The 25,161-nt window shown below is 58.4% G+C and carries 20 protein-coding genes; 15 read left to right on the top strand and 5 right to left on the bottom strand.

The features are described 5' to 3' along the window. Positions 1-328: 328 nt before the first annotated feature. From CPH89_RS15255 to CPH89_RS15210, 10 genes are all read left to right on the top strand, one after another. Positions 329-3,058 (top strand): hypothetical protein, encoded by a 2,730-nt coding sequence (locus CPH89_RS15255; protein ID WP_232005366.1) that lies wholly within the window; start codon positions 329-331, stop codon positions 3,056-3,058. A gap of 101 nt (positions 3,059-3,159) precedes the next feature. After that, positions 3,160-4,761, top strand: coding sequence for an ABC transporter substrate-binding protein (locus CPH89_RS15250; RefSeq protein WP_053254377.1), 1,602 nt, complete (start codon positions 3,160-3,162; stop codon positions 4,759-4,761). 258 nt (positions 4,762-5,019) lie between these two features. Continuing rightward, positions 5,020-6,648, top strand: a complete 1,629-nt coding sequence (locus tag CPH89_RS15245; RefSeq protein WP_053254376.1) for an ABC transporter substrate-binding protein — start codon at positions 5,020-5,022, stop codon at positions 6,646-6,648. Between the two features lie 364 nt (positions 6,649-7,012). Next, a complete protein-coding gene (locus tag CPH89_RS15240; protein WP_371850824.1) occupies positions 7,013-8,557 on the top strand; it encodes an ABC transporter substrate-binding protein in 1,545 nt (514 codons plus the stop codon). A gap of 170 nt (positions 8,558-8,727) precedes the next feature. Further along, on the top strand, positions 8,728-10,122 hold the full coding sequence (locus CPH89_RS15235) for an OprD family porin (protein ID WP_053254374.1): 1,395 nt from the start codon (positions 8,728-8,730) through the stop codon (positions 10,120-10,122). Between the two features lie 80 nt (positions 10,123-10,202). After that, positions 10,203-11,801 carry an ABC transporter substrate-binding protein gene (locus CPH89_RS15230; RefSeq protein ID WP_053254373.1) on the top strand — a complete coding sequence of 533 codons (1,599 nt, stop codon included), beginning with the start codon at positions 10,203-10,205 and terminating at the stop codon, positions 11,799-11,801. 76 nt (positions 11,802-11,877) lie between these two features. After that, positions 11,878-12,888, top strand: a complete 1,011-nt coding sequence (locus CPH89_RS15225) for an ABC transporter permease subunit (RefSeq protein WP_010565541.1) — start codon at positions 11,878-11,880, stop codon at positions 12,886-12,888. 10 nt (positions 12,889-12,898) lie between these two features. Then, the gene (locus CPH89_RS15220; RefSeq protein WP_053254372.1) at positions 12,899-13,810 is read left to right on the top strand and encodes an ABC transporter permease subunit; all 912 of its coding nucleotides are present in this window, start codon (positions 12,899-12,901) and stop codon (positions 13,808-13,810) included. Positions 13,811-13,820: 10 nt separating this feature from the next. Further along, the gene (locus CPH89_RS15215; RefSeq protein WP_053254371.1) at positions 13,821-14,789 is read left to right on the top strand and encodes an ABC transporter ATP-binding protein; all 969 of its coding nucleotides are present in this window, start codon (positions 13,821-13,823) and stop codon (positions 14,787-14,789) included. Continuing rightward, on the top strand, positions 14,789-15,760 hold the full coding sequence (locus CPH89_RS15210) for a peptide ABC transporter ATP-binding protein (protein ID WP_053254370.1): 972 nt from the start codon (positions 14,789-14,791) through the stop codon (positions 15,758-15,760). The genes CPH89_RS15215 and CPH89_RS15210 overlap by 1 nt, the downstream gene beginning before the upstream one ends. Before the next feature lie 110 nt (positions 15,761-15,870). Here CPH89_RS15210 and CPH89_RS15205 read toward each other — a convergent pair whose 3' ends face one another. The 3 genes from CPH89_RS15205 to CPH89_RS15195 all read right to left on the bottom strand — a co-directional run bounded on the left by CPH89_RS15205 (position 15,871) and on the right by CPH89_RS15195 (position 18,226). Further along, entirely contained in the window at positions 15,871-16,128 is a 258-nt protein-coding gene (locus CPH89_RS15205) for a hypothetical protein (protein ID WP_053254369.1), read from the bottom strand. A 97-nt stretch (positions 16,129-16,225) separates the two neighbouring features. Then, positions 16,226-16,471 carry a hypothetical protein gene (locus tag CPH89_RS15200; protein ID WP_053254368.1) on the bottom strand — a complete coding sequence of 82 codons (246 nt, stop codon included), beginning with the start codon at positions 16,469-16,471 and terminating at the stop codon, positions 16,226-16,228. Between the two features lie 171 nt (positions 16,472-16,642). After that, entirely contained in the window at positions 16,643-18,226 is a 1,584-nt protein-coding gene (locus CPH89_RS15195) for a peptide chain release factor 3 (protein ID WP_017138290.1), read from the bottom strand. A gap of 332 nt (positions 18,227-18,558) precedes the next feature. On the opposite strand from CPH89_RS15195, the gene CPH89_RS15190 reads away from it, so the two are divergent. The 5 genes from CPH89_RS15190 to CPH89_RS15170 all read left to right on the top strand — a co-directional run bounded on the left by CPH89_RS15190 (position 18,559) and on the right by CPH89_RS15170 (position 23,646). After that, complete coding sequence (locus tag CPH89_RS15190; RefSeq protein ID WP_027604862.1) at positions 18,559-19,275, top strand: ABC transporter permease; 717 nt, start codon at positions 18,559-18,561, stop codon at positions 19,273-19,275. Between the two features lie 20 nt (positions 19,276-19,295). Further along, positions 19,296-20,192 carry a glycine betaine ABC transporter substrate-binding protein gene (locus CPH89_RS15185; protein ID WP_053254367.1) on the top strand — a complete coding sequence of 299 codons (897 nt, stop codon included), beginning with the start codon at positions 19,296-19,298 and terminating at the stop codon, positions 20,190-20,192. A gap of 11 nt (positions 20,193-20,203) precedes the next feature. Next, complete coding sequence (locus CPH89_RS15180) at positions 20,204-20,857, top strand: ABC transporter permease (protein WP_027604864.1); 654 nt, start codon at positions 20,204-20,206, stop codon at positions 20,855-20,857. Further along, positions 20,854-22,011 carry an osmoprotectant ABC transporter ATP-binding protein OsmV gene (locus CPH89_RS15175; protein WP_017138294.1) on the top strand — a complete coding sequence of 386 codons (1,158 nt, stop codon included), beginning with the start codon at positions 20,854-20,856 and terminating at the stop codon, positions 22,009-22,011. The genes CPH89_RS15180 and CPH89_RS15175 overlap by 4 nt, the downstream gene beginning before the upstream one ends. A gap of 471 nt (positions 22,012-22,482) precedes the next feature. After that, positions 22,483-23,646 carry a type III PLP-dependent enzyme gene (locus CPH89_RS15170; protein WP_053254366.1) on the top strand — a complete coding sequence of 388 codons (1,164 nt, stop codon included), beginning with the start codon at positions 22,483-22,485 and terminating at the stop codon, positions 23,644-23,646. A gap of 49 nt (positions 23,647-23,695) precedes the next feature. Here CPH89_RS15170 and CPH89_RS15165 read toward each other — a convergent pair whose 3' ends face one another. Together CPH89_RS15165 and CPH89_RS15160 are read right to left on the bottom strand one after the other, a co-directional pair. Continuing rightward, positions 23,696-24,445: a tetratricopeptide repeat protein gene (locus tag CPH89_RS15165; protein WP_053254365.1), complete on the bottom strand. Its 750-nt coding sequence runs from the start codon at positions 24,443-24,445 to the stop codon at positions 23,696-23,698. Position 24,446: 1 nt separating this feature from the next. Further along, complete coding sequence (locus tag CPH89_RS15160) at positions 24,447-25,127, bottom strand: Fe2+-dependent dioxygenase (RefSeq protein WP_053254364.1); 681 nt, start codon at positions 25,125-25,127, stop codon at positions 24,447-24,449. Positions 25,128-25,161: the final 34 nt, after the last annotated feature.

Here is a 25,161-nt window from a genome sequence, read left to right as displayed (position 1 = left end):
TATGAGCGCTTTTTTTGTACAGAGCACACGCATAACGTGGAACCTTGCGCGCGCTTTTAGCCACGCAGTGATAAGTAACGCCATGCGGACACTTCAAAAGTTTAGCAAGTAAGTTCTGTACAAAAGATAGACCAACAAAATTAATTTTATCCTTTGGCTTATGTAAATCACACACTCGCAAACGTGACTTAATCAGTGTCAAGAGAACACTGATCAGCCCCTCGTAAAAATCATGACATGGCGTACTGGCGCGGTGCACGCACTGCCAGCCGTACTGTTTCGCGCCCAGAAAACATCGTTAATTAATGATCAATAAAGCGACCCGATAATGAATACACTCTCGCCTCTGCTACCGCCGCCTATTACAACGCCCGCTCAACACAGCCGCCCGACTCGAGCCATTGACACTGCGCCGACAGTAGAAAATACACCGTCGGGCATGCCGCCCCTTTCAGAAGATAAAGCCTCAGGCCTGGGACAAAAACCGAGCTCGGCTCCAACCCCCAACCATGAACTGGATTTCGCCAAGGGCGTCATTTATGGGGCGGTCGGCGTTTCCCCGCCCACAGCAAGTTACACGCTACAGGAGCGCCTACAGCGGATCGACGCTTATGCCGGTCGGGTCGTAACGCAAATCAAGCACATAGAAAGCGGCGAGGAATGCGAAAGCAATATCAGGTTCCAGAAGACTCGCCAGTTTCTGGAGCCTGCCGGCTACTTCAGCGGTGGGTTATTGGCCGCTGGGTTAGACCCACATGAAAAAATCACCGTGACATTCAACGCTTACGTGGGGAAATGGAAACCGGAAGTCAAGACCAACACCGAGACACGCACCTATTTTGCCTGGGAAATTGCCGCGGGTGCCCTGAAGCACGATAGACCAGCGGAAGGCGGCCTGCTCAACTTCCAAACCATGGAAATCCAGCCCCAGGACCGCAGCAAGATCAACGATCTGGAAGCGCTGGGTGCGAAGCTTCAAGATCACTGGAAAGATGACATAGCCAAGCCCTTGCGCGACGAGTCAGGCGCATTGGCAAAGCGCTCGGGGAAAGCCGATGCCTATGTTGTGAAGGGCATCTTGCAAGGCCTGCGCAATGATAAAGATATCTATAAAACGCTAACGCCTGAAGGTCAAATAGCCGTTGACCGCACGCTGGACAAGAAAGGGAACGTGCTCATCCCAAACATATACGGCTATCCAATGGCCGGGTACGCGTTCATCCCTTACGTCAATTATCACGGCAACTATGACACCCGACCCAATCAAGGCCTGATGATTGACTTGAAGAACGGTACGGTCAATGAAATAGGCGGGGATGATGATTTTGCCCGCTGGGCCGGTAATAATCGTGAGGCATTGCGGGCCAGCTTTAACGCCCGGGACAAGCAAGGCGGAAAAGATGCTCATTGGCCAGCCGCAGGCAATGTACTCGAAAACATTATTGAGGGTAATCATGCTCATTACCCAGGACGTCATAACTTCCTCAGTGATAAACAGGTCCCCGTAAAGGAGACATTTAATTACACTCAATCTCGAACACAAAGTTACCATTTAAAGTTCGGAGATCTGAAATCCGGCATTGCTGCAGATTATCAAGAGCTCAACGCCAACAACGCAAAGTGGGCCGATCAAACCGAGGTATTTGGCGCCTCGCAGCAAACGTGGAAGGAAGCCAAAGAATTGTGGGGGCGCACGTTCGGCTACGTGCCCATCCTTGGCAACGCGGGCAATATTTACTTCGGTGTCCATGACTCCATTTATGGCATGACCGCCGACGATCGTGTGGGCGGCACGGCCGCTGCAGTCATATCGGGCCTGCAACTGGCGCACGAACTTGCACCCTCTGTGGCAGAGGCGGGGCTGGGTGAGCCTGCAATCGCTACCCGCGCCTCGACGCCGCGGCCGTACAGCTGGAAATACAATGAGCAGACGCGCGATTTTGAGTTCGTGCGAGCGCCAGAAACTTCGAACAAGGCTGACACAAACGCCACCAAACCTGCGAGCACAGTTGTAACCCCTCCGACGAAGACCGCCGCATCCTTCCCGGGGATGCAGGAAATAGAGTTCAGGGGCAAAACGTATTTCGTCGCGGATAAACCCGATGCCTGGAACGGCACGGCTTACTTGTTGCGAGTGAAAGATCCGAGCGACCCAACAAAATTGGTGAGCAGTGGCATTATTGCCAACCCTGATGAGGCAGGCGTGTGGAAGAAAGACGTGTTAACGGGTGGCGGAAGGTGGCCATGGCAACGCCCCGAATCACCCACCCCAAGTATCGAACCCAAGACCCCGTTGATGTCGGATCAGTTTCTGGAATTAGACGGGACAAAAATGCGAGGCTCTACGACGCTGGATCAATACCTCAATGGTGAGGAGCACGCCTATACCTATGGTGTTGCTATTAACGATAACGGTGAGACCGTACCGCAGGTTTCCTGGACAGCTGACGAGAACCCAGCCCACGCCACACCACACCCGACAGCTGGAAAATCAACGTTCGGGACGAGTGAATACAGTGAGCAATTTATTAGAGATATAAACCGCAGCCGGTTCACAGTGAACACGCCAGAGGGCATCACACTGGAAATCAACATCCCCGAACAGGTCCGGTTGCTTCAACAGCAAAAAGGCGCCACGTTGTCAACTGCCGAACTCAACAGCGTCATACAAGAAAACATTGAAAAGTTTGAGATCGCTATACCAGATGCCGCGTTAAGAGCCCGAATTTCTGAAGTTGCCAATCAATGGTTGCTCGGTGCTGCCCCCGATGAGTTTCGAACATCTCGTTTCAACGGCACAGTATTTGGTAGCGGTCGAGACCCCCACTACATTATCGAGTATGCGGGAGAAGGAAAAACGGCCACCGTCACAGGGAAATCTGACTTTATACTTACCCGACTAGACGAAAGTAATGGGGAACTTGAAACACTGACTGATGTAAATGTAAAAGCGTCAAGAACAATCACTATAGACACCAGCAATGAAATTGACGGCGACGGTTATGTCATCAACCCCTCAGCGCCTACCCGTATAGAGATCACGGCTGTACTGGACTGATCAGTACCCCCCTCTATCTGCCCTTACTGAACGGCGGTAACCTCGGTGACCGCCGTTTTCGTTTGGGCAATTTTTGGCTGCCAGCCACTTCAGGGGACTCCATGGAAAGAATCGCGTTTAAACCACTGCTACTCGCCGCCAGCCTCCTGGCCTGTATGCCCATGGCTCACGCCGCCAGCACCCTGGTCTACTGCTCCGAAGCCAGCCCCGCCGGTTTCGACCCCAGCCAGTACACCAGCGGCACCGACTTTGATGCCTCCGCCGAAACCGTATTCAATCGCCTGACCCAGTTCAAGCGTGGCGGCACCGAGGTTGAACCTGGCCTGGCAACACGCTGGGATGTCTCCAAAGACGGCCTGACCTACACTTTCCATCTGCGCGATGGCGTCAAGTTCCACACCACCGAGTACTTCACCCCTACCCGTGACTTCAACGCGGATGATGTGCTGTTCACCTTCAACCGGCTTTTGGACGCCGAGAGCCCATTCCGCAAGGCTTACCCGTCCGAGTCGCCGTACTTCACCGACATGGGTTTGAACACCACGATCAAAAGCGTCGACAAACTCGACGAGCACACCGTGCGTTTCAGCCTGAACAATGTCGATGCCGCGTTTGTGCAGAACCTGGCCATGAGCTTTGCCTCGGTGCAATCGGCCGAATATGCGGCTCAGTTGCTCAAAGAAGGCAAGGCGGAGGACATCAACCAAAAACCGGTGGGCACCGGGCCGTTTGTGTTCAAGCGCTACCAGAAGGACTCGCAGATTCGCTACGTCGCCAATAAACAGTATTGGAAGCCCGAGGATGTGAAGCTCGACAACCTGGTGTTCGCGATCACCCCGGACGCGGCCTCGCGTTTGCAAAAACTCAAGGCCGGCGAATGCCAGGTCAGCGGTTACCCACGGCCGGCCGACATTGACGTGATGAAGCAGGACCCGAACCTGCGGGTGCTGCAACAAGCCGGTTTCAACCTGGGCTTCCTGGCTTACAACGTGACCCACCCACCGCTGGACCAACTCAAGGTGCGCCAGGCCCTCGACATGGCCATCGACAAGCCCGCAATCATCAAGGCCGTTTACCAAAGCGCCGGTCAATTGGCGCAGAACGCGCTGCCTCCCGCGCAGTGGTCTTATGACCCGAATATCAAGGACGCGCCCTACGACCCGACCAAGGCTCGGGCGCTACTAAAAGAAGCAGGGGTTGCACCCGGTACCACCATCAACTTGTGGGCGATGACCGTGCAGCGCGCGTCCAACCCCAATGCGCGAATGTCGGCTCAGATGATCCAGCAGGATTGGGAGAAGGTGGGTATCAAGGCCAATATAGTCAGCTACGAATGGGGCGAATATATCAAACGCGCCAAAAATGGCGAGCACGACGCGATGATTTATGGCTGGACCGGCGACAACGGCGACCCGGATAACTGGCTCGGCGTGCTCTACAGTTGTGCTGCGGTCAAGGGCAGCAATTATGCAAAATGGTGTAACCCGGCCTACGACAAACTTGTGCAGCAGGCCAAGCTCAGCAGCGACCGCGAGCAGCGCATCAAGTGGTATCAACAGGCGCAGAAAATCCTTAAGGAACAAGTACCTATAACACCTATTGCAAACTCGACGGTTTTCCAGCCGATTCGAAAAGAAGTGCAGGACTTCAAGATCAGTCCGTTTGGCCTAACGCCGTTCTACGGTGTCAGTCTAGATAAGTAACAGCAACGCCCCAACCGAGTGCGCCAGACGCCTCGATTGGGCTTTTTTGGTGCGCCGAATGCACCGAAAAAACCCTCTATATATATGCATTTATGTACAAACTTTCATAAATGCGACATTCCTGTACGTTCGTACCACACTTTGCTGCTTGCAACGGTTCAGCATCTTGCAATGGGTATGGCCCCTGCATAAGTATCCGCAGGCCGACTCACGAGGTCGCCCTCACCACCAAAAATGACAACAAATCATGAGGCCAACATGCTTAAACACGCAGTCCTTCCGCTTTTAGTGAGTGCTGGCCTTATGGCCGCAGCTCCGTTCGCCCATGCGGCGACTAACCTGGTGTTTTGCTCCGAAGGGAGCCCGGCCGGTTTCGACGCAGCCCAGTACACCACCGGAACAGACTTCGATGCCTCGGCCGAAACCATGTTCAACCGTCTGACCCAGTTTGAACGCGGCGGCACCGCTGTAGTTCCTGGGCTGGCCACTAGCTGGGACGTGTCCCCCGATGGCCTGACGTACACCTTCCATCTGCGCGACGGCGTGAAGTTCCACACCACTTCGTACTTCAAACCGACCCGTACCTTCAATGCTGATGACGTGCTGTTCACGTTCAACCGCATGATCAACAAGGACGATCCGTTCCGCAAAGCCGCCCCTACCGAGTTCCCGTACTTCACGGACATGGGGATGGACACCAACATCAAGAACATCGAGAAAGTCGATGACCACACCGTCAAGTTCACCCTTGGCACCGTGGACGCGGCGTTCATCCAGAACATGGCGATGAGCTTTGCTTCGATCCAGTCGGCCGAATACGCCGCCCAGCTGTTGAAAGAAGGTAAAGCGACCGACATCAACCAGAAGCCAATCGGCACTGGCCCGTTCGTGTTCAAGAGCTACCAGAAAGACTCGAACATCCGTTACACCGGCAACAAAGACTACTGGAAACCTGAAGACGTCAAGATCGACAACCTGATCTTCGCGATCACGACTGACCCATCGGTACGTATCCAGAAACTCAAGAAAAACGAATGCCAAATCACCTTGTTCCCACGCCCGGCCGACCTGAAGGCGCTGAGCGAAGACAAGGACCTGAAAATGCCGCACCAGGCCGGTTTCAACCTGGGCTATATCGCTTACAACGTCATGCCAGTTATCAAAGGCCAGACCGCGCCTAACCCGCTGTCCGACCTGCGCGTACGTGAAGCCTTGGACATTTCGGTGAACAAGCAGCAGATCATCGACTCCGTCTACCAGGGCGCGGGCCAACTGGCCGTCAACGCCATGCCGCCAACACAGTGGTCCTACGACACCACCATCAAAGATGCACCGCACGACGTGGCCAAGGCCAAGGAGTTGCTCAAGGAAGCTGGCGTTAAAGAAGGCACCGAGATCACCCTGTGGGCCATGCCGGTTCAACGTCCATACAACCCGAACGCCAAGCTGATGGCCGAGATGCTGCAGAACGACTGGAAACAGATCGGCCTGAAGGTCAACATCGTCAGCTACGAGTGGGGCGAGTACATCAAGCGTTCCAAAGGCGGCGAAAACCAGGCCATGATCATTGGCTGGAGCGGCGACAATGGTGACCCGGACAACTGGCTGAACGTGCTGTTCGGCTGCGACTCGCTGGGCGGTAACAACTTCTCCAAATGGTGTGACAAGAAATTCGACGGCATCGTGAAAGAAGCCAAGGCTACATCGGATGTCGCCAAACGCACCGAGCTGTACAAGCAGGCGCAACATATCCTCAAAGATGCAGTCCCGATGACACCTATCGCGCACTCGACGGTGTATCAACCCATGCGCAACACCGTGCAGGACTTCAAGATCAGCCCGTTTGGCTTGAACTCCTTCTACGGCGTGGGCGTAAGCGGCAAGTAAGGATTAGTAACGGCGACGTTTCATAACGTCGCCGTTATTGCATCCGCCTAGACCGTAGGAAACGGACCACGACAGAACTCGTTGCGTCTTACAGCAATGAGCCGCGACGTAGAACCCCGTTACCTACAAGGTCAATCCATTTTGGCGCATTTACTGCGAAGTCCGCGGCCCATACCGTCGTAGGACAGCAGAAGCACCAATAACGGAAAGGCACTTGCTGTGTGTGGGATCAGTGATGTCTCCCTGGCTGAACGCCAGGGTGATTGCTCGCTGATGACAACAACAAACAAGGATCGGGATCGTCATGCGCCATACCACTGTTCTATCCGCAATTTTTGGCACCAGCCTGCTGGCTGTGGCCACGATGGGCCAAGCCGCCGACAAGAAGAGCCTGGTGTTCTGCTCAGAAGGCAGCCCGGCCGGGTTTGACACCGCGCAGTACACCACCGCCACGGACAACGATGCGGCCGAGCCGCTGTACAACCGCCTGGTTGAGTTCGAAAAAGGCGCGACCAATGTGGTGCCTGGGCTGGCAACCAAGTGGGATATTTCCGAAGACGGCCTGACCTATACCTTTCACCTGCGTGAAGGGGTGAAATTCCACAGCAACAAGGAATTCAAGCCGACGCGGGACTTCAATGCCGACGACGTGCTGTTCACCTTCAACCGCATGCTTGACCCCGACCACCCGTTTCGCAAGGCCTACCCTACCGAGTTTCCGTACTTCAACGGGATGAGCCTGAACAAGAACATTGCCAAGGTCGAGAAAACCGACCCGCACACCGTGGTGATGACGTTGAACACGGTCGACGCCGCGTTCGTACAAAACATCGCCATGAGCTTTGCCTCGATTCTGTCGGCCGAGTACGCCGAACAGTTACTGAAAGACGGCAAACCCAGCGATATCAACCAGAAGCCCATCGGCACGGGCCCGTACGTGTTCCAGCGCTATCAAAAAGACTCGCAGATCCGTTATGTGGGTAACAAACAGTACTGGGACCCGAGCCGGGTCAAACTGGATCAACTGATCTTCGCCATCAACACCGACGCGTCGGTGCGGGTGCAGAAGCTCAAGGCCGGCGAGTGCCAGGTGACCCTGCATCCGCGCCCGGCCGACGTCGACGCCCTCAAGGCTGACCCGAACCTGCAACTGCTGACCAAGCCGGGTTTCAACCTTGGCTATATCGCCTACAACGTGCGCCACAAACCCTTCGACCAGCTCGAAGTGCGTCAAGCGCTGGACATGGCGGTGAACAAGCAAAGCATCCTCAATGCGGTGTACCAGGGCGCCGGGCAACTGGCCGTCAACGCCATGCCACCGACGCAGTGGTCCTACGACGAGACCATCAAGGACGCCGCCTACAACCCGGAAAAAGCCAAAGCGCTGCTCAAGGCTGCCGGCGTCAAGGAAGGGACCGAGATCACCCTGTGGGCGATGCCGGTGCAACGGCCGTACAACCCCAACGCCAAGCTGATGGCCGAGATGCTGCAAAGCGACTGGGCCAAGATCGGCCTCAAGGTCAAGATCGTCAGCTACGAGTGGGGCGAGTACATCAAGCGCACCAAGAACGGTGAGCACGATATCAGCCTGATCGGCTGGACCGGTGACAACGGTGACCCGGACAACTGGCTGGGCACTCTGTATAGCTGCGACGCCATCGGCGGGAACAACTACTCCATGTGGTGTGACCCGGCGTACGACAAGCTGATCAAGCAAGCCAAGGTCGTGACCGACCGCGAACAAAGGACTGTTCTGTACAAACAGGCGCAGCAACTGCTCAAGCAGCAGGTGCCGATCACGCCAGTCGCCCACTCGACGGTCAACCAGCCGTTAAGCGCCAAAGTCGAAGGGTTCAAAGTCAGCCCCTTCGGCCGCAACGTGTTCTCGGGCGTCAGCATTAACCCATAAGAAAATAACCGGATGGCGGGGGGCCAAATTGGCTCTCCGGCAAACGTGCAGCCTTTTGTTGGGAATTTTCCTACGGCAAACGTTTGCAATAGCTTGAACGAGTTACACACCCAATAGCCGGTTCACCTAAAAAGACCGGCATTAAAAAGAGAACCAAAGGAGCTTCACCCATGAAACTGAGCAGCAAAGCGCTTCTGGCCCTGGCCATCAGCAGCATCACGGCAACCGCCTTCGCTGAAACCCAGAGCCAGGACTTCGTTCCAACCACATTGGCCGGCACCAGTGCCCAAAGCGAGGCCAAAGGCTTTGTCGATGGATTCAGCCTGGGCGGTACCACCCGTAACTGGTTCGCCAACGAACAACGCTTCCGCGGCAGCAAATTCAGCTACCAGAAGCACGGCGAAACCCGCACTGACGCGTACCGTACCAACTGGGTACAAGGCACCATCCTCAACGCCACCTCGGGCTTCACCCAAGGCACCGTTGGCGTGAGCACCGAAGTGGCGGTCTACAACGCTCTGGTTCTGGACCGTAGCAAGCGCGACATCAAGGGTGGTTCCAACCGTACCCTGGCCGACTCCAACGGTGACGCCGTCGACCAATGGAGCAAACTGGGCCTGGCCAACGTCAAGTTCCGTGTCTCGAACACCACCTTGACCGCCGGTCGCCAGAACTTCAGCAGCGGTATCGTCGACACCATCGGCAACCGTGCCCTGCCTTCGAGCTTTGAAGGTGTGAGCTTCAACAGCGAAGAATTCAGCAACCTGTCGTTCCAGGGCGGCGTGTTTGACCGCGTTTCGCCACGTACCGAACAGAGCCTGTCGAAATTCCGCACCGAATACGGCAATGGCCAGGAAACCGACAAGGTCAACACCTTGGGCGTTAACTACCAGCCATTCAAAAGCCTGAAAACCAGCCTGTTCGCCGCCAACGTCGAAGACTTCTGGAACCAGTACTACTTCGGCGCCACCCACGAACTGGGTGATGCACAGACCCTGGCTCTGACCACCGGCCTGAACTACTACAAAACCGTCGATACCGGCAAAAAGCTGATGGGCAAGATCGACAACGATACCTACTCGCTGTCGCTGGGCCTGACTCACCAAGCCCACAGCCTGACCTTCTCGTACCAGGAAGTGAACGGTAACGAGTACTTCGACTACCTGCACGAAACCAACGGCATCTACCTGGCCAACTCCCTGACGTCCGACTTTAACGGCCCGAACGAGAAATCCTTCCAGGTTGCCTACGGTCTGAACATGGCCGAATACGGCGTGCCAGGCCTGAAGTTCAATATCTACTCGGCTCGCGGCTGGGGCATCGACGGCACTCACTACACCGGCAACGGTGGCATCGCCGGCCGTGGTTACGACGGCATCCAGTCCCAGGACGGCGAGAAACACCAGGAATACGGCATCGGTACTTCCTACGCCCTGCAGAGCGGCCCACTCAAGGCCACCACCATTCGTGGTACCTACGTGACTCACCGCGCCAGCGCCAACCAGGCTGACGGCAACCTCCGTGAGTTCCGCCTGGTCACCACCATCCCGTTCAACATTCTTTAATTAGCGCCAGGTAGACGGCGGGCTCATGACGAGCCCGCCGTCTACGCTTGTCTGGTTTAATCGATTGCAGAGGGCTCTGAATGAAAATGCTCCCGCTACAAGCTGCCATTGCCGCTGCGCTGTTGAGCGTTGCGATCGGCGTTTCAGCCAAACCGCTGGTGGTCTGCACCGAAGCCAGCCCGGAAGGTTTTGACCCGGTCCTGTACACCACCGCCGTGACGGCTGACGCCGCTGCCGAAACCATGTTCAACCGCCTGGTGGACTTCAAGCCCGGCACCACCGAAGTAGTCCCCGCGCTGGCCAAGGCCTTGCCGGAAATCAGCGCCGATGGCCTGACCTACACGTTCCACCTGCGTGACGACATCAAGTTCCACACCACCGACTACTTCAAACCCACGCGCAACATGAATGCCGACGACGTGCTTTGGAGCTTCCAGCGCCAGCTGGACCCGAACCACCCTTGGCACAACAAGTCCAACGTGGGCTACCCGTACTTTGAAAGCATGGGCTTCAAGGAACTGCTCAAGAGCGTAACGAAGACCGACGACCACACCGTCGTATTTACCCTGACCCGCCCTGAAGCCCCATTCCTGGCCGACCTGGCCATGGCGTTTTCCTCGATTCACTCCGCCGAATACGCCGACCAGTTGCTCAAGTCCGGCAAGACCGATGACCTGAACGCCAAGCCGATCGGCACCGGGCCGTTCATCTTTACCCGCTACGCCAAAGACGCCCAAGTGCGCTTCAAGGCCAACCCGGACTACTTCCGTGGCAAGCCGCCGGCTGACCCGCTGATCCTGGCGATCACCACCGACAACAATGTGCGCCTGCAGAAACTCAAGGCCAACGAATGCCAGATCGCGCTGTATCCGAAACCGGATGACGTGCCGAGCATGAAAGCCGACCCGAACCTGAAAGTGGCAGAGCTGGCGGCGATGACCACCAGCTACACCGCGTTGAACACCACGCACAAGTACATGAGCGACGCACGGGTGCGTCACGCGATCAACATCGCCTTCGACAAAAAAGGCTATAACGAATCCCTGTACGGCAAAGGCAACGCTGTGGATGCCACCGGCCCGTACCCGCCCACCCTGCTGGGTTTCAACGACAAACTGAAAAACCCGCCACGGGACCTGGATAAAGCCCGCGCCTTGCTCAAGGAAGCCGGCGTACCGGAAGGCACCGAGATCACCCTGTTCACCCGTAACGGTGGCGGCCCGACCAACCCTAACCCGATGCTCGGCGCCCAGCGCATGCAGGCGGACTTGGCGCAAATCGGTCTGAAAGTGAACATCAAGGTGATGGAATGGGGCGAAATGCTCAAACGCGCCAAAGCGGGCGAGCACGATATGGTTTCGGCTGGCTGGGCAGGGGATAACGGCGATCCGGATAACTTCCTCACGCCTAACCTGAGTTGCGATGCAGCCAAAAACGGCGAAAACTACGCCCGCTGGTGTAACAAAGAGTTTCAAGACTTGATCGACAAGGCCCGCGCTGACGCTGAACCCACACAGCGCGCTGCACTCTATGAACAAGCCCTGGACGTTTTCGCCAAGGACCAACCGTGGATTCCCATGGCTTACCCGAAAATGTTCACCGCCATGCGTAAAAACGTCGAAGGTTTTACCCAAAGCCCTCTGACGACAAATAACTTCGCCACCACCCAGGTGAAGTAATAAGAGAAGACGCTCGGCACCGTCGCCATTGACGGTGCCGAACCTGCCTAACCGGCTGATTGAGGTACACAACAAGATGTTTAGTTTTATTGCCCGCCGATTGGGGTTATTGATCCCCACGTTTTTCGGCATCACGTTGCTGACGTTTGCGTTGATTCGCATGATCCCCGGCGACCCCGTCGAAGTCATGATGGGCGAACGACGAGTCGACCCCGAGATGCACGCACAGGCAATGGAACGCCTTGGCCTTAACAAGCCTTTGTACGCGCAATACCTGGATTATGTTGGCAAGCTCGCCCACGGCGACCTTGGCGAATCGCTGCGCACGCGCACCAGCGTGTGGACCGAATTCACCGCCCTCTTCCCGGCGACCCTGGAACTGTCCATGGCCGCCCTGTTGTTCGCCGGTATCCTGGGCCTGTTGGCCGGGGTAATCGCGGCCTTGAAACGAGGATCCCTGTTCGACCATGGGGTGATGGGCATCTCCCTTGCGGGATATTCGATGCCGATCTTCTGGTGGGGCCTGATCCTGATCATGTTCTTCTCGGTAAGCCTGGGCTGGACCCCGGTTTCCGGACGTATCGACCTGCTTTACGACATCGAGCCGCGCACCGGCTTCATGCTGATCGACACCCTGCTGGCTGACGAGCCGGACGCATTCTTTGACGCCCTGCACCACCTGATCCTGCCGGCCATCGTGCTCGGTACCATCCCGCTGGCGGTGATTGCGCGGATGACCCGTTCGTCGATGCTCGAAGTCTTGCGTGAAGACTACATCCGTACCGCCAAGGCCAAAGGCCTGTCGCCGGCGCGCGTGGTATTCGTACACGGCCTGCGTAACGCGCTGATCCCGGTCCTCACCGTGGTCGGCCTGCAAGTCGGCACGCTGCTGGCCGGTGCGGTCCTGACCGAAACCATCTTCTCGTGGCCTGGCATCGGCAAATGGCTGATCGAAGCCATTGGCGCGCGGGACTACCCGGTGGTGCAAAACGGCATCCTGCTGATCGCCTGCCTGGTGATCCTGGTGAACTTCGTGGTGGATATCCTCTACGGCTTCGCCAACCCACGCATCCGTCACCAGCGCTGAGATCATGACCATGACCACACCTACTCAAGTGTCAGCAGTCGATCAAAGCCTGCTGTATCCGTCCCCGTACAAAGAATTCTGGCAAGCCTTCTCCAAAAACAAAGGCGCGGTTGCCGGCCTGCTGTTCATGTTACTGATCGTGTTCTGCGCGCTCTTCGCCCCTTGGGTTGCGCCGCATAACCCGAGCGAGCAATACCGCGACTTCCTGCTCACCCCGCCGGCGTGGCTGGAAGGCGGGCAGATGCAATTCCTGCTGGGTACCGACGAACTGGGCCGTGACCTGCTCTCGCGTCTGATCCAGGGCTCACGCCTGTCCTTGCTGATCGGCTTGTCGTCGGTGGTGATGTCGCTGATCCCGGGCATCCTGCTGGGTCTGTTCGCCGGGTTCTTCCCGCGCCTGCTTGGCCCAACCATCATGCGTTTGATGGACATCATGCTGGCCCTGCCATCGCTGCTGCTGGCCGTTGCCATTGTCGCGATCCTCGGCCCTGGCCTGATCAACACCGTGATTGCGATTGCCATCGTGTCCTTGCCGTCCTATGTCCGTCTGACCCGCGCTGCGGTGATGGGCGAACTGAACCGCGACTACGTGACGGCCGCCCGCCTCGCCGGCGCCGGCCTGCCACGCCTGATGTTCATCACCGTGCTGCCTAACTGCATGGCGCCGCTGATCGTTCAGGCGACCTTGAGCTTCTCTTCGGCGATTCTCGATGCCGCGGCCCTGGGCTTCCTCGGCCTTGGCGTACAACCGCCAACCCCTGAGTGGGGCACCATGCTGGCTTCGGCCCGTGACTACATCGAACGCGCCTGGTGGGTGGTGAGCCTGCCGGGTCTGACCATTTTGCTCAGCGTGCTGGCAATCAACTTGATGGGTGACGGCCTGCGCGATGCGCTGGACCCGAAACTCAAGAACGCCGCCTGAGGAGATTCCCATGTCACTGTTAGAAATCAAGAATCTCAACGTCCGCTTCGGCGACAAGACCGCCGTGCCGGTGGTCGATGGCCTCGACATTTCCGTCGACAAAGGCGAAGTGCTGGCAATCGTTGGCGAGTCGGGTTCGGGTAAATCCGTGACCATGATGGCGCTGATGGGCCTGATCGAGCACCCCGGTATCGTCACTGCTGACGCGCTGAACTTCGACGGCAAGGACATGCTCAAGCTGAGCAACCGCCAGCGTCGGCAGATCGTCGGCAAAGACCTGGCGATGGTGTTCCAGGACCCGATGACCGCGCTGAACCCCAGCTACACCGTGGGTTTCCAGATTGAAGAAGTGCTGCGCCTGCACCTGAAAATGTCCGGCAAGCAAGCGCGCAAGCGTGCCATCGAACTGTTGGAAAAGGTCGAGATCCCCGGCGCTGCCAGCCGTATGGACGCCTACCCGCACCAACTGTCCGGCGGTATGAGCCAGCGTGTCGCAATCGCCATGGCAATTGCCGGCGAGCCGAAACTGCTGATTGCTGACGAACCGACCACCGCGTTGGACGTGACCATCCAGGCGCAGATCATGGAATTGCTGCTGGCCCTGCAGAAAGAGCAGAACATGGGCCTGGTGCTGATCACTCACGACCTTGCGGTCGTGGCTGAAACCGCCCAGCGCGTGTGCGTGATGTACGCCGGCCAGGCCGTGGAAGTCGGCCAAGTACCGCAACTGTTCGACATTCCGGCGCATCCGTACAGCGAAGCGCTGCTCAAGGCGATCCCCGAGCACAGCCTTGGCGCCACGCGCCTGGCCACGTTGCCGGGTATCGTGCCCGGCCGCTATGACCGCCCGCAGGGTTGCCTGCTGTCGCCGCGCTGCCCGTATGTGCAGGAAGCCTGCCGTGCCCAGCGGCCCGGCCTTGACCCGAAAAGCAACAGCCTTGCGCGCTGCTTCTACCCCTTGAACCAGGAGGTGGCGTAATGGCCGTCGTTCTTACCGCCCGCGACCTCACCCGCCACTACGAAGTGTCCCGTGGCCTGTTCAAGGGCCATGCCCTGGTGCGTGCGCTTAATGGTGTGTCGTTCGAGCTGGAAGCTGGCAAGACCCTCGCCGTAGTAGGCGAGTCGGGTTGCGGCAAATCCACCCTGGCCCGTGCGCTGACACTGATTGAAGAGCCGTCATCGGGCTCCTTGAAGATCGCCGGCCAGGAAGTGGCCGGCGCCGACAAGGCCCAGCGCAAGCAATTGCGCAAAGACGTGCAGATGGTGTTCCAGAGCCCGTATGCCTCGTTGAACCCGCGCCAGAAAGTGGGTGATCAACTCGGCGAGCCGCTGTTGATCAACACCCACCTGTCGGCCGCCGAGCGCCGCGAGAAAGTGCAGGCGATGATGAAGCAAGTGGGCCTGCGCCCTGAGCATTATCAACGCTACCCGCACATGTTCTCCGGTGGCCAGCGCCAGCGGATCGCATTGGCCCGCGCCATGATGCTGCAACCTAAAGTGCTGGTGGCGGATGAGCCGACGTCGGCACTCGACGTGTCGATCCAGGCCCAGGTACTCAACCTGTTCATGGACTTGCAGCAGGAATTCAACACCGCCTACGTGTTCATCTCCCACAACCTGGCGGTGGTGCAACACGTCGCCGACGACGTGATGGTGATGTACCTCGGCCGCCCGGTAGAAGTCGGCCCCAAGGAAGACATCTACGCCCGCCCGCTGCACCCGTACACCCAGGCGCTGCTGTCGGCCACCCCGACCATCCACCCGGACCCGAGCAAGCCGAAGATCAAGATCGTCGGCGAACTGCCCAACCCGCTGAACCCGCCGCCAGGTTGCGCTTTCCATAAGCGCTGCCCGTATGCGACCGCGCGGTGCAGCAGCGAGGAACCGCAGCTGCGCGCCCTGGATAACCGCCAGGTGGCATGCCACTACGCGGAGCAGTTTGTGGCCTGAGTGCAACAAAAATGCCCTGGGTGATTAAGCCCAGGGCATTACAGGAGTTCTACCGCCCCACCCGTCGGATTGCGCATCAGTCCGGCAGGTGGGGCTTTTTTTTGTTCGACTCAGGTATCGCTATCGCCTTCGGTGTCATCGTCATCTGGCGCTTGCTGATCATCATCATCCTTGGATCCGCCTTGGTCCTCATCACCAGGCTCGGCCTCGCTCTTGGCCAACTGCAAACCACCCACCTGCGGCGTCTTTGCCGCCACATAGCCAGGCGCCTGGCTGCGCACGGCCGTACTGGCCCATGCAGAGGAAGCACCCAGCGATAGCATCACCAGTACTTTTAGCAACAGCACCAAACGTTGAAAGATAGTCATGGTCGATTTCCGTCCAGTCAGTGAATCACGTGCACCAGCATGCGGCCGGCACTGGGATTTAAGCTAGTTTCGTTCTCGGTTTTACGCCAATCAGGCTTCAGGTATCGCCGTCATCGTAGGTTTCGCTGTCCTCGCCTTCGTTGTAGGGGTTCTCTTGGTCTTCCTTGGGCGCGGGTTGAGCCCGGGGCTGCCAACTGCCGGAATTGACCTCCTTCTGCTTTTTCTTGGTAACCGGGCCGGTGTCTTTCCACTGTGGCGTGCCGGTCTCCGCCAGCGCCGAGGTGCCTGCCAGCCCCAAAGCCGCCAGCAACATCAGCTGGACGGCACATTGAGTTATACGCAAGGTCGTCTCCTGATCCGTCGGTGAGTGCGTGAAGTATTTGAATACGCTAGACCGGATGCGGGCTTCTCGCCAATGCCACAGACAGATGAAGACCAACTGTGGGAGCAGTGTCGCGCCCACAAAAAAGGGCGAAGCCATGACAGCTTCGCCCTTTGGTGTACCGCGCAGACCTTAGTGGTGCTCGCGGGTCGCCCGGAATTTCACATCCGGCCAGCGCTCTTCCATCAGCGCCAGGTTGACCCGCGTCGGTGCCAGGTAGGTCAGGTGACCACCGCCGTCGATCGCCAGGTTTTCTACGGCCTTGTTGGAGAACTCTTCCAGCTTCTTCTTATCGCTGCAATCGATCCAGCGCGCGGAGTACACGGTGATTGGCTCGTAGGAGCATTCAACCTTGTATTCCTCTTTCAAACGGCTGGCGACCACATCGAACTGCAGCACACCGACGGCGCCGAGGATGATGTCGTTGCTGCGCTCGGGGAAGAACACCTGGGTGGCGCCCTCTTCGGCCAATTGCTGCAAGCCTTGGCGCAGTTGCTTGGACTTGAGCGGGTCACGCAGGCGTACGCGGCGGAACAGTTCCGGGGCGAAGTGCGGGATGCCGGTGAAGCCCAGGGCTTCGCCTTCGGTGAAGGTGTCGCCGATCTGGATGGTGCCGTGGTTGTGCAAACCGATGATGTCGCCGGCAAACGCCTCTTCCAGCTGCTCACGCTCGGAGGAGAAGAACGTCAGGGCGTCGCCGATGCGCACGTCCTTGCCGGTGCGCACGTGGCGCATCTTCATGCCTTTTTCGTATTTGCCGGAGCAGATGCGCATGAAGGCGATACGGTCGCGGTGTTTGGGGTCCATGTTCGCCTGGATCTTGAACACGAAGCCGGTGAATTTCTCTTCGACCGGTTCCACGGTGCGCTCGTTGGCAACGCGGGCCAGGGGTTTCGGTGCCCAGTCCACCACGGCATCAAGCACGTGATCGACACCGAAGTTGCCCAGAGCCGTACCGAAGAACACCGGCGTCAGCTGGCCGTCGAGGAATTCCTGCTGATTGAACTCGTGGCAGGCGCCCTGTACCAGTTCCAGCTGGTCGACAAAACGGTCGTACTCGTCACCCAGGTGGGCGCGGGCTTCGTCCGAGTCGAGTTTCTCGATGATCTTGGTTTCGGTGCGTTCGTGACCGTGGCCGGCGGTGTAGACAATGATGTAGTCGTCGGCCAGGTGATAAACGCCCTTGAAGTCGCGGTAGCAACCAATCGGCCAGGTGATCGGCGCGGCCTTGATTTTCAGGACGGCTTCGATTTCATCCAGCAACTCGATCGGGTCGCGGATATCGCGGTCGAGTTTGTTGATGAAGCTGACAATTGGCGTGTCACGCAGACGGCAGACGTCCATCAGCGCGATGGTCCGTGGCTCAACGCCCTTACCGCCATCGAGGACCATCAAGGCCGAGTCCACCGCGGTCAGGGTGCGGTAAGTGTCTTCGGAGAAGTCTTCGTGGCCCGGGGTGTCGAGCAGGTTGACCATGTGGTCGCGATACGGGAACTGCATGACCGACGTGGTAATGGAAATACCCCGTTGTTTTTCCATCTCCATCCAGTCGGATGTCGCATGGCGGTCGGATTTGCGGGATTTCACCGTGCCGGCCACAGCGATTGCCTTGCCCATCAGCAACAGCTTCTCGGTGATGGTGGTTTTACCGGCATCGGGGTGGGAAATAATGGCGAAAGTGCGGCGTTTCGCGACTTCGGCGGCCTGGTGGGTCATGGGAAATCGCCTGGCAGGTGAGTCAAAAAAGGGCGGCGAGTATAGCGCAAACCCCAGGCGCCGGACCACCGTTCAGCCCATTGGGGGTGGCTAAATGCTGCCAAGTGTGGAACCTTTTAAAAGGTAGAGACGTCCACTCCCCTGCTACCGCACTCGTAACAGGGGCTGAAAAATCAGCAAGTTAGCCTGACGAGGCTGCGCTCATGGCTCGATCGCATACCGCGTTGCCGGTATCGGCGAGCTGCTTTTCGCGAACACATTCGAAGGCAGCCAGGAATGGCATTGCCGCCGGAGAATGTGTTCGCCGACAAAAGAAAAAAAGGAGTCCGCCTGTGGCTATTCGCTATGGCAAAGGGCTGATAGGAGGTGTGGTTGTCGTCGCACTCCTGGCCCTGCTGGTCCACTGGATCGGCATCAACACGATCGAACTGTACCGCGACGATTTGTTGTTTTACCTGCAAGCACACCTGATCCTCGTTCTAGTCTCCATGCTGGCCGCCCTCGTTGTGGGCATCCCCGCCGGCATCCTGCTCAGCCGACCGAACATGGTCGGGCGCGCAGAACGCTTCATGCAGATCTTCAACATCGGCAACACCGTCCCTCCCCTGGCCGTACTGGCCATCGCCCTCGGCGTCCTTGGCATCGGCAGTGGCCCGGCCATCTTCGCGCTGTTCCTCGCCTCTCTGTTGCCCATCGTGCGCAACACCTACGAAGGCCTTAAAAACGTTCAAGGCTCACTCAAAGAAGCCGCCACCGGCATCGGCATGACGCCGCGCCAGGTGCTGTTTCGCGTGGAACTGCCTAACGCCGTGCCGATCATCATCGGCGGCGTGCGTGTGGCCCTGGCGATCAACGTCGGTACCGCACCGCTGGCCTTCCTGATTGGCGCCAACAGCCTGGGCAGCCTGATTTTCCCCGGCATCGCCCTGAACAATCAGCCGCAATTGCTGCTCGGCGCCGCGTGCACCGCGCTGCTGGCATTGCTGCTCGACGGTCTGGTGACTATGGCCAGCCGCCTCTGGCTGGAACGCGGGTTGCGTCCGTCTTAAGGCTTGGCAAAGGAATTCACATGAAAAAACTGACATTGATACTGAGCTGCGTCCTGCTGCTGGCAGGTTTTGCGCAAGCCGCCGAAAAACCAGTGATCCGTATCGGCGCCCGGGTGTTCACCGAACAGACCCTGCTCGCCGAGATCACCTCCCAATACCTGCGCACCAAGGGCTACGACACCCGCGTGACCGGCGGCCTGGGCAGTAACCTGGCACGCAGTGCCCAGGAAAGCGGGCAACTGGACCTGATCTGGGAATACACCGGCGTGTCGCTGGTGGCCTACAACCACGTGGACGAAAAGCTCGACAGCGAACAGTCCTACGCCCGAGTGAAAGAACTCGATGCGAAAAAAGGCCTGGTCTGGCTCTCGCCGTCGAAATTCAGCAACACCTACGCGCTGGCACTGCCGGAAAACGTCGCCCAGGCATTCCCGCAGATCAACACCATCAGCGACCTGACCCAAGCACTCGCAGAGAAAACCAAAGGCACGCGCCTGGTGGCCCTGGATACCGAGTTCGCCAACCGTTCCGACGGCATGGCCGGCATGGTCAAGCTGTATGACATGAACCTGACCCGCAAAAACACCCGGCAGATGGACGCTGGCCTGGTCTACACCGCGCTGCGTAATGGCCAGGTGTTTGCCGGGTTGGTCTACACCACCGACGGTCGCCTGAACGCCTTCAAATTGAAGCTGCTGGAAGACGACAAGCATTACTTCCCGGACTACACCGCAGCGCCTGTGGTGCGTCAGGTTTATCTGGACGCCCACCCTGAATTGGCCGCAGACCTCAAGCCGCTGGCCGCGCTGTTCGACGATGCAACCATGCGCCAACTGAATGCGCGGGTCGACGTCGACCATGAAAGCCCGTCCGCCGTGGCTGCAGATTTCCTGCGCCAACATCCGATCAACCCATAAGAGGAGAAGACATGGAATTCCTGAACGCCTTTTCCCATCTTGATTGGGCCCAAGTCCTGCACCTGACCTGGCAGCACATCACCCTGGTCGGCATTGCGGTAATCCTGGCGATTGTCGTCGGCGTGCCCCTCGGCGTGCTGATGACCCGCTTCCCGACCCTGGCCGGTCCGCTGCAAGCCAGCGCCACGGTGCTGTTGACCGTGCCGTCCATCGCCTTGTTTGGCCTGCTGTTGCCGTTCTACTCCAAGTTCGGCCAGGGCCTGGGGCCGATGCCGGCGATTACCGCCGTGTTCCTCTACTCCCTGCTGCCAATCATGCGTAACACCTACCTCGCCCTCACGGGCGTGGAGCCTGGCATTCGCGAAGCCGCCAAAGGCATCGGCATGACCTTCGGCCAGCGCCTGCGCATGGTCGAGCTGCCCATCGCCGTGCCGGTGATCCTCGCCGGTGTGCGCACCGCCGTGGTGATGAACATCGGTGTGATGACCATTGCCGCCACCATCGGCGCCGGTGGCCTGGGTGTACTTATTCTGGCTTCCATCAGCCGCAGCGACATGTCGATGCTGATCGTTGGCGCCGTGCTGGTCAGTCTCCTGGCCATCTTCGCCGACCTGCTTCTGCAATGGCTGCAACGCTCGCTGACTCCAAAAGGACTGCTCAAATGATCGAACTTCAAAACCTGACCAAGACTTTTCAAAGCAACGGCAAAACCGTGTCCGCCGTGAACGACGTTAGCCTGACCGTCAACGAAGGCGAGATTTGCGTATTCCTCGGCCCGTCGGGCTGCGGCAAGAGCACCACGCTGAAAATGATCAACCGCCTGATCAAGCCCACCTCGGGCAAGATCCTGATCAATGGCGAAGACACCACCGACCTCGACGAAGTGACCCTGCGTCGCAACATCGGCTATGTGATCCAGCAGATCGGCCTGTTCCCGAACATGACCATCGAGGAAAACATCGTGGTGGTGCCCAAGCTGCTCGGCTGGGACAAGCAGAAATGCCACGACCGCGCCCGCGAATTGATGAGCATGATCAAGCTGGAACCCAAGCAGTACCTGCACCGTTACCCGCGTGAACTGTCGGGTGGCCAGCAACAGCGGATCGGTGTGATCCGCGCGTTGGCGGCCGATGCACCGTTGCTGCTGATGGACGAACCGTTCGGTGCGGTCGACCCGATCAACCGCGAGATGATCCAGAACGAATTCTTCGAGATGCAACGCGCGCTGAACAAGACCGTGATCATGGTCAGCCACGACATCGACGAGGCCATCAAACTGGGCGACAAGATTGCGATCTTCCGCGCCGGCAAGCTGCTGCAGATCGACCATCCGGACACCTTGCTCGCGCATCCGGCTGACGAGTTCGTCAGCAACTTCGTCGGCCAGGACAGCACCCTCAAGCGCCTGCTGCTGGTCAAAGCCGAAGATGCAGCCGACAACGCCCCGTCGGTGAGCCCGGAAACTCCGGTGGCGGATGCGCTGGAGCTGATGGATGAAACTGACCGCCGTTATGTGGTGGTCACCTGCGCCGAGAACAAAGCGCTGGGTTATGTACGACGTCGCGACCTGCACCGTCAGACCGGTACCTGCGGGCAGTACCTGCGCGAGTTCAACGCCACGGCGGCGTACGACGAGCATTTGCGCATCCTGTTGTCGCGTATGTATGAGTTCAACCGTTCGTGGTTGCCGGTGATGGATGCCGAGCGGGTGTTCCTCGGTGAGGTGACTCAGGAGTCGATTGCCGAGTACCTGAGTTCCGGTAAGTCGCGTGGCGGCAAGACCAGTATTGTGTCGCCTGCCGAGACCGCCCTGGCCTGACACAACGTGGTAAAAAATGTGGGAGAGGGCTTGCTCCCGATCGCGGTGTGTCAGTTACTTCATCTGTCACTGATCCACCGCTATCGGGAGCAAGCCCCCTCCCACATTTCCCCTTCGGTGAGTCAGGGAAATCGCCTCGATTACCACTCGACGGGGAACATCAATCCGTCACACCTGTCGGTTACATAAGTAGCTGCACCGGGTCCCGCGACGAACGCGTGCAAAAACGCGACATTTTTAGTTGATCTATGGCCCCTCACGTCCTAAAGTTCGCGCCGAACGTCCATGCTGGAAACGATCCATCCGGCTCAAGTACTGACGACGAGACAGCAAGGCCAAGGGACGCGGTTATCCCATGGCCTTTTTGCTTTCGGCGACATGCCTTGGGAAGTAGGCGAACCAAAGTGGGGATACGGAGGACGTTCAGTTGCACCCATTGATCAAAACAGTTTGCCCTTAGGAGTTCCCAGCATGTCGATCAACGTCGAAGATTATTTCGCGCGCGCCACTTTTGACAAAATGAAGGCGTTCGCGGACAAGCAAGAAACCCCGTTCGTGGTGATCGACACCGCGATGATCAGCCAGGCCTACGATGACCTGCGCGCCGGTTTCGAATTCGCCAAAGTCTATTACGCGGTCAAGGCCAACCCGGCTGTCGAGATCATCGACCTGTTGAAAGACAAAGGCTCGAGCTTCGACATCGCGTCGATCTACGAACTGGATAAAGTGATGGACCGTGGCGTCAGCCCCGACCGTATCAGCTACGGCAACACCATCAAGAAATCCAAGGACATCCGCTACTTCTACGAGAAAGGCGTGCGCCTGTTCTCCACCGACTCCGAAGCCGACCTGCGCAATATCGCCAAGGCCGCGCCGGGCTCGAAAGTGTATGTGCGTATCCTCACCGAAGGCTCGACCACGGCTGACTGGCCTCTGTCGCGCAAATTCGGCTGCCAGACCGACATGGCCATGGACCTGCTGATCCTCGCCCGCGACCTGGGCCTGGTGCCTTACGGCATCTCCTTCCACGTCGGCTCGCAACAGCGCGACATCAGCGTGTGGGACGCAGCGATCGCCAAGGTCAAAGTGATCTTCGAGCGCCTGAAGGAAGAGGACGGTATCCACCTCAAGCTGATCAACATGGGCGGCGGCTTCCCGGCCAACTACATCACCCGCACCAACAGCCTGGAAACCTACGCTGAAGAAATCATCCGCTTCCTCAAGGAAGACTTCGGCGACGACCTGCCGGAAATCATCCTCGAACCCGGCCGTTCGTTGATCGCCAACGCCGGTATCCTGGTCAGCGAAGTGGTGCTGGTGGCGCGTAAATCGCGTACCGCCGTCGAGCGCTGGGTGTACACGGATGTGGGCAAGTTCTCCGGCCTGATCGAAACCATGGACGAAGCCATCAAGTTCCCGATCTGGACCGAGAAGAAAGGCGAGATGGAAGAAGTGGTCATCGCCGGTCCTACCTGCGACAGCGCCGACATCATGTACGAAAACTACAAGTACGGCCTGCCACTGAACCTGGCGATTGGTGATCGTTTGTACTGGTTGTCGACCGGTGCCTACACCACCAGCTACAGCGCGGTTGAATTCAATGGCTTCCCGCCGCTGAAGTCGTACTACGTGTAAGCACGCCGCACACAAAAAACCCATGACATGTCATGGGTTTTTTTATGGGTCAGGACAGGGTCGTTGCGCGCTGTTCGTAGGCCTCGGCCATTGCCCGAACCTGCGGATTGGCGGCCGCCGCCAACGCCTTGCTGGCTGTGCGCAGGAATTTGAGATTTCCGCCGGCCAGTGCCTGGCGTAACCACGCCAACGCAGTGTCGACCTGACCGCTGTCGGCCAACACCGCCGCATAACTGAACTGCCCGCGAAAATCCCCGCCTTCGGCTGAGCGTCGATACCAGGCCACGGCCGACTCCAGGTCCTGTGGGCAACACCGGCCCTCTTCCAGATAACGCCCCAAAAGGTTCATCGACTTGGCATGGCCCTGCTCGGCCGCCTGGCGATAGAACCCCAGCGCTTGCGCTTGATCTACAGCCACGCCGCGACCGGTGGCCAGCAGGTTGGCGTAGTTGTACTGGCCCCAATCCAGCCCGGCCGTTGCCGCCAGGCGATATTCGCTGGCGGCCGCGACTTCGTCGACGGCGCAACCCCAGCCATGTTCCCGGCAACGCCCGACCATATTGCGGGCCATCAAATGCCCGCCCTGCGCCGCAATCTGGAACCAGCGCAACGCCAGCGCTTGATCACGTGCAATGCCGCGCCCTTCCAGCAGGATTTGCCCAAGCAGGGCCTGGGCGTCGACCACGCCCTCCTTCGCCGCCATCAAGATGGCCTGGGCGGCACGCACCGGAGAGTCATCGAGCATGCGTTGCAATTGCTCGACGGTGAGGACTTCTTCACGGCGCAATAAAAACCCCATGTCAGACCTCAACCCAGCGGCGCAACAGGTTGTGGTAAGTGCCGGTCAGCTGGATCAGCGCCGGGTGGTCGGGAACATCGCGGGTCAGTTGCTGGATCGCGCCGTCCATCTCGAACAGCAAGGTGCGCTGGCTGTCTTCGCGCACCAGGCTTTGGGTCCAGAAAAACGCGGCATACCGCGTGCCGCGCGTCACCGCGTTGACTTTGTGCAGACTCGAACCTGGGTAAAGCACCATATCGCCGGCCGGCAGTTTTACCCGCTGCAGGCCGAAGGTGTCCTGGATCTCCAACTCACCGCCGTCGTATTCATCCGGGTCGCTGAAAAACAGCGTGGACGACAGGTCGGTACGTACCCGCTCATGGCTGCCCCTGGGCTGACGCACGGCGTTGTCGATATGAAAGTCGAAACTGCCACCCGCCGTGTAGCAATTGAGCAGCGGTGGGAAGACTTTGTGCGGTAACGCCGCCGACATAAACAGCGGGTTTTTCCATAGGCGCTCAAGCATTGCCGCGCCGATTTCCTTGGCCAACGGGTGGCCTTCGGGCAATTGCAGGTTGTGTTTGGCTTTGGCGGATTGGTGCCCGGCAGTGATTTTACCGTCGGCCCACTCGGTGTTTTCCAGGGCTTGGCGAATGCGCAGCACCTCCTCGCGAGAGAACAGGCCGGGAATGTGCAGCAGCATGGGGCGATACCTGAAATCAGAGAGGCGCCAATGG

The sequence above is a fragment of the Pseudomonas fluorescens genome (assembly GCF_900215245.1).
Lineage (GTDB): Bacteria > Pseudomonadota > Gammaproteobacteria > Pseudomonadales > Pseudomonadaceae > Aquipseudomonas > Aquipseudomonas fluorescens.
This window is presented reverse-complemented; position numbering and strand designations above follow the sequence as displayed.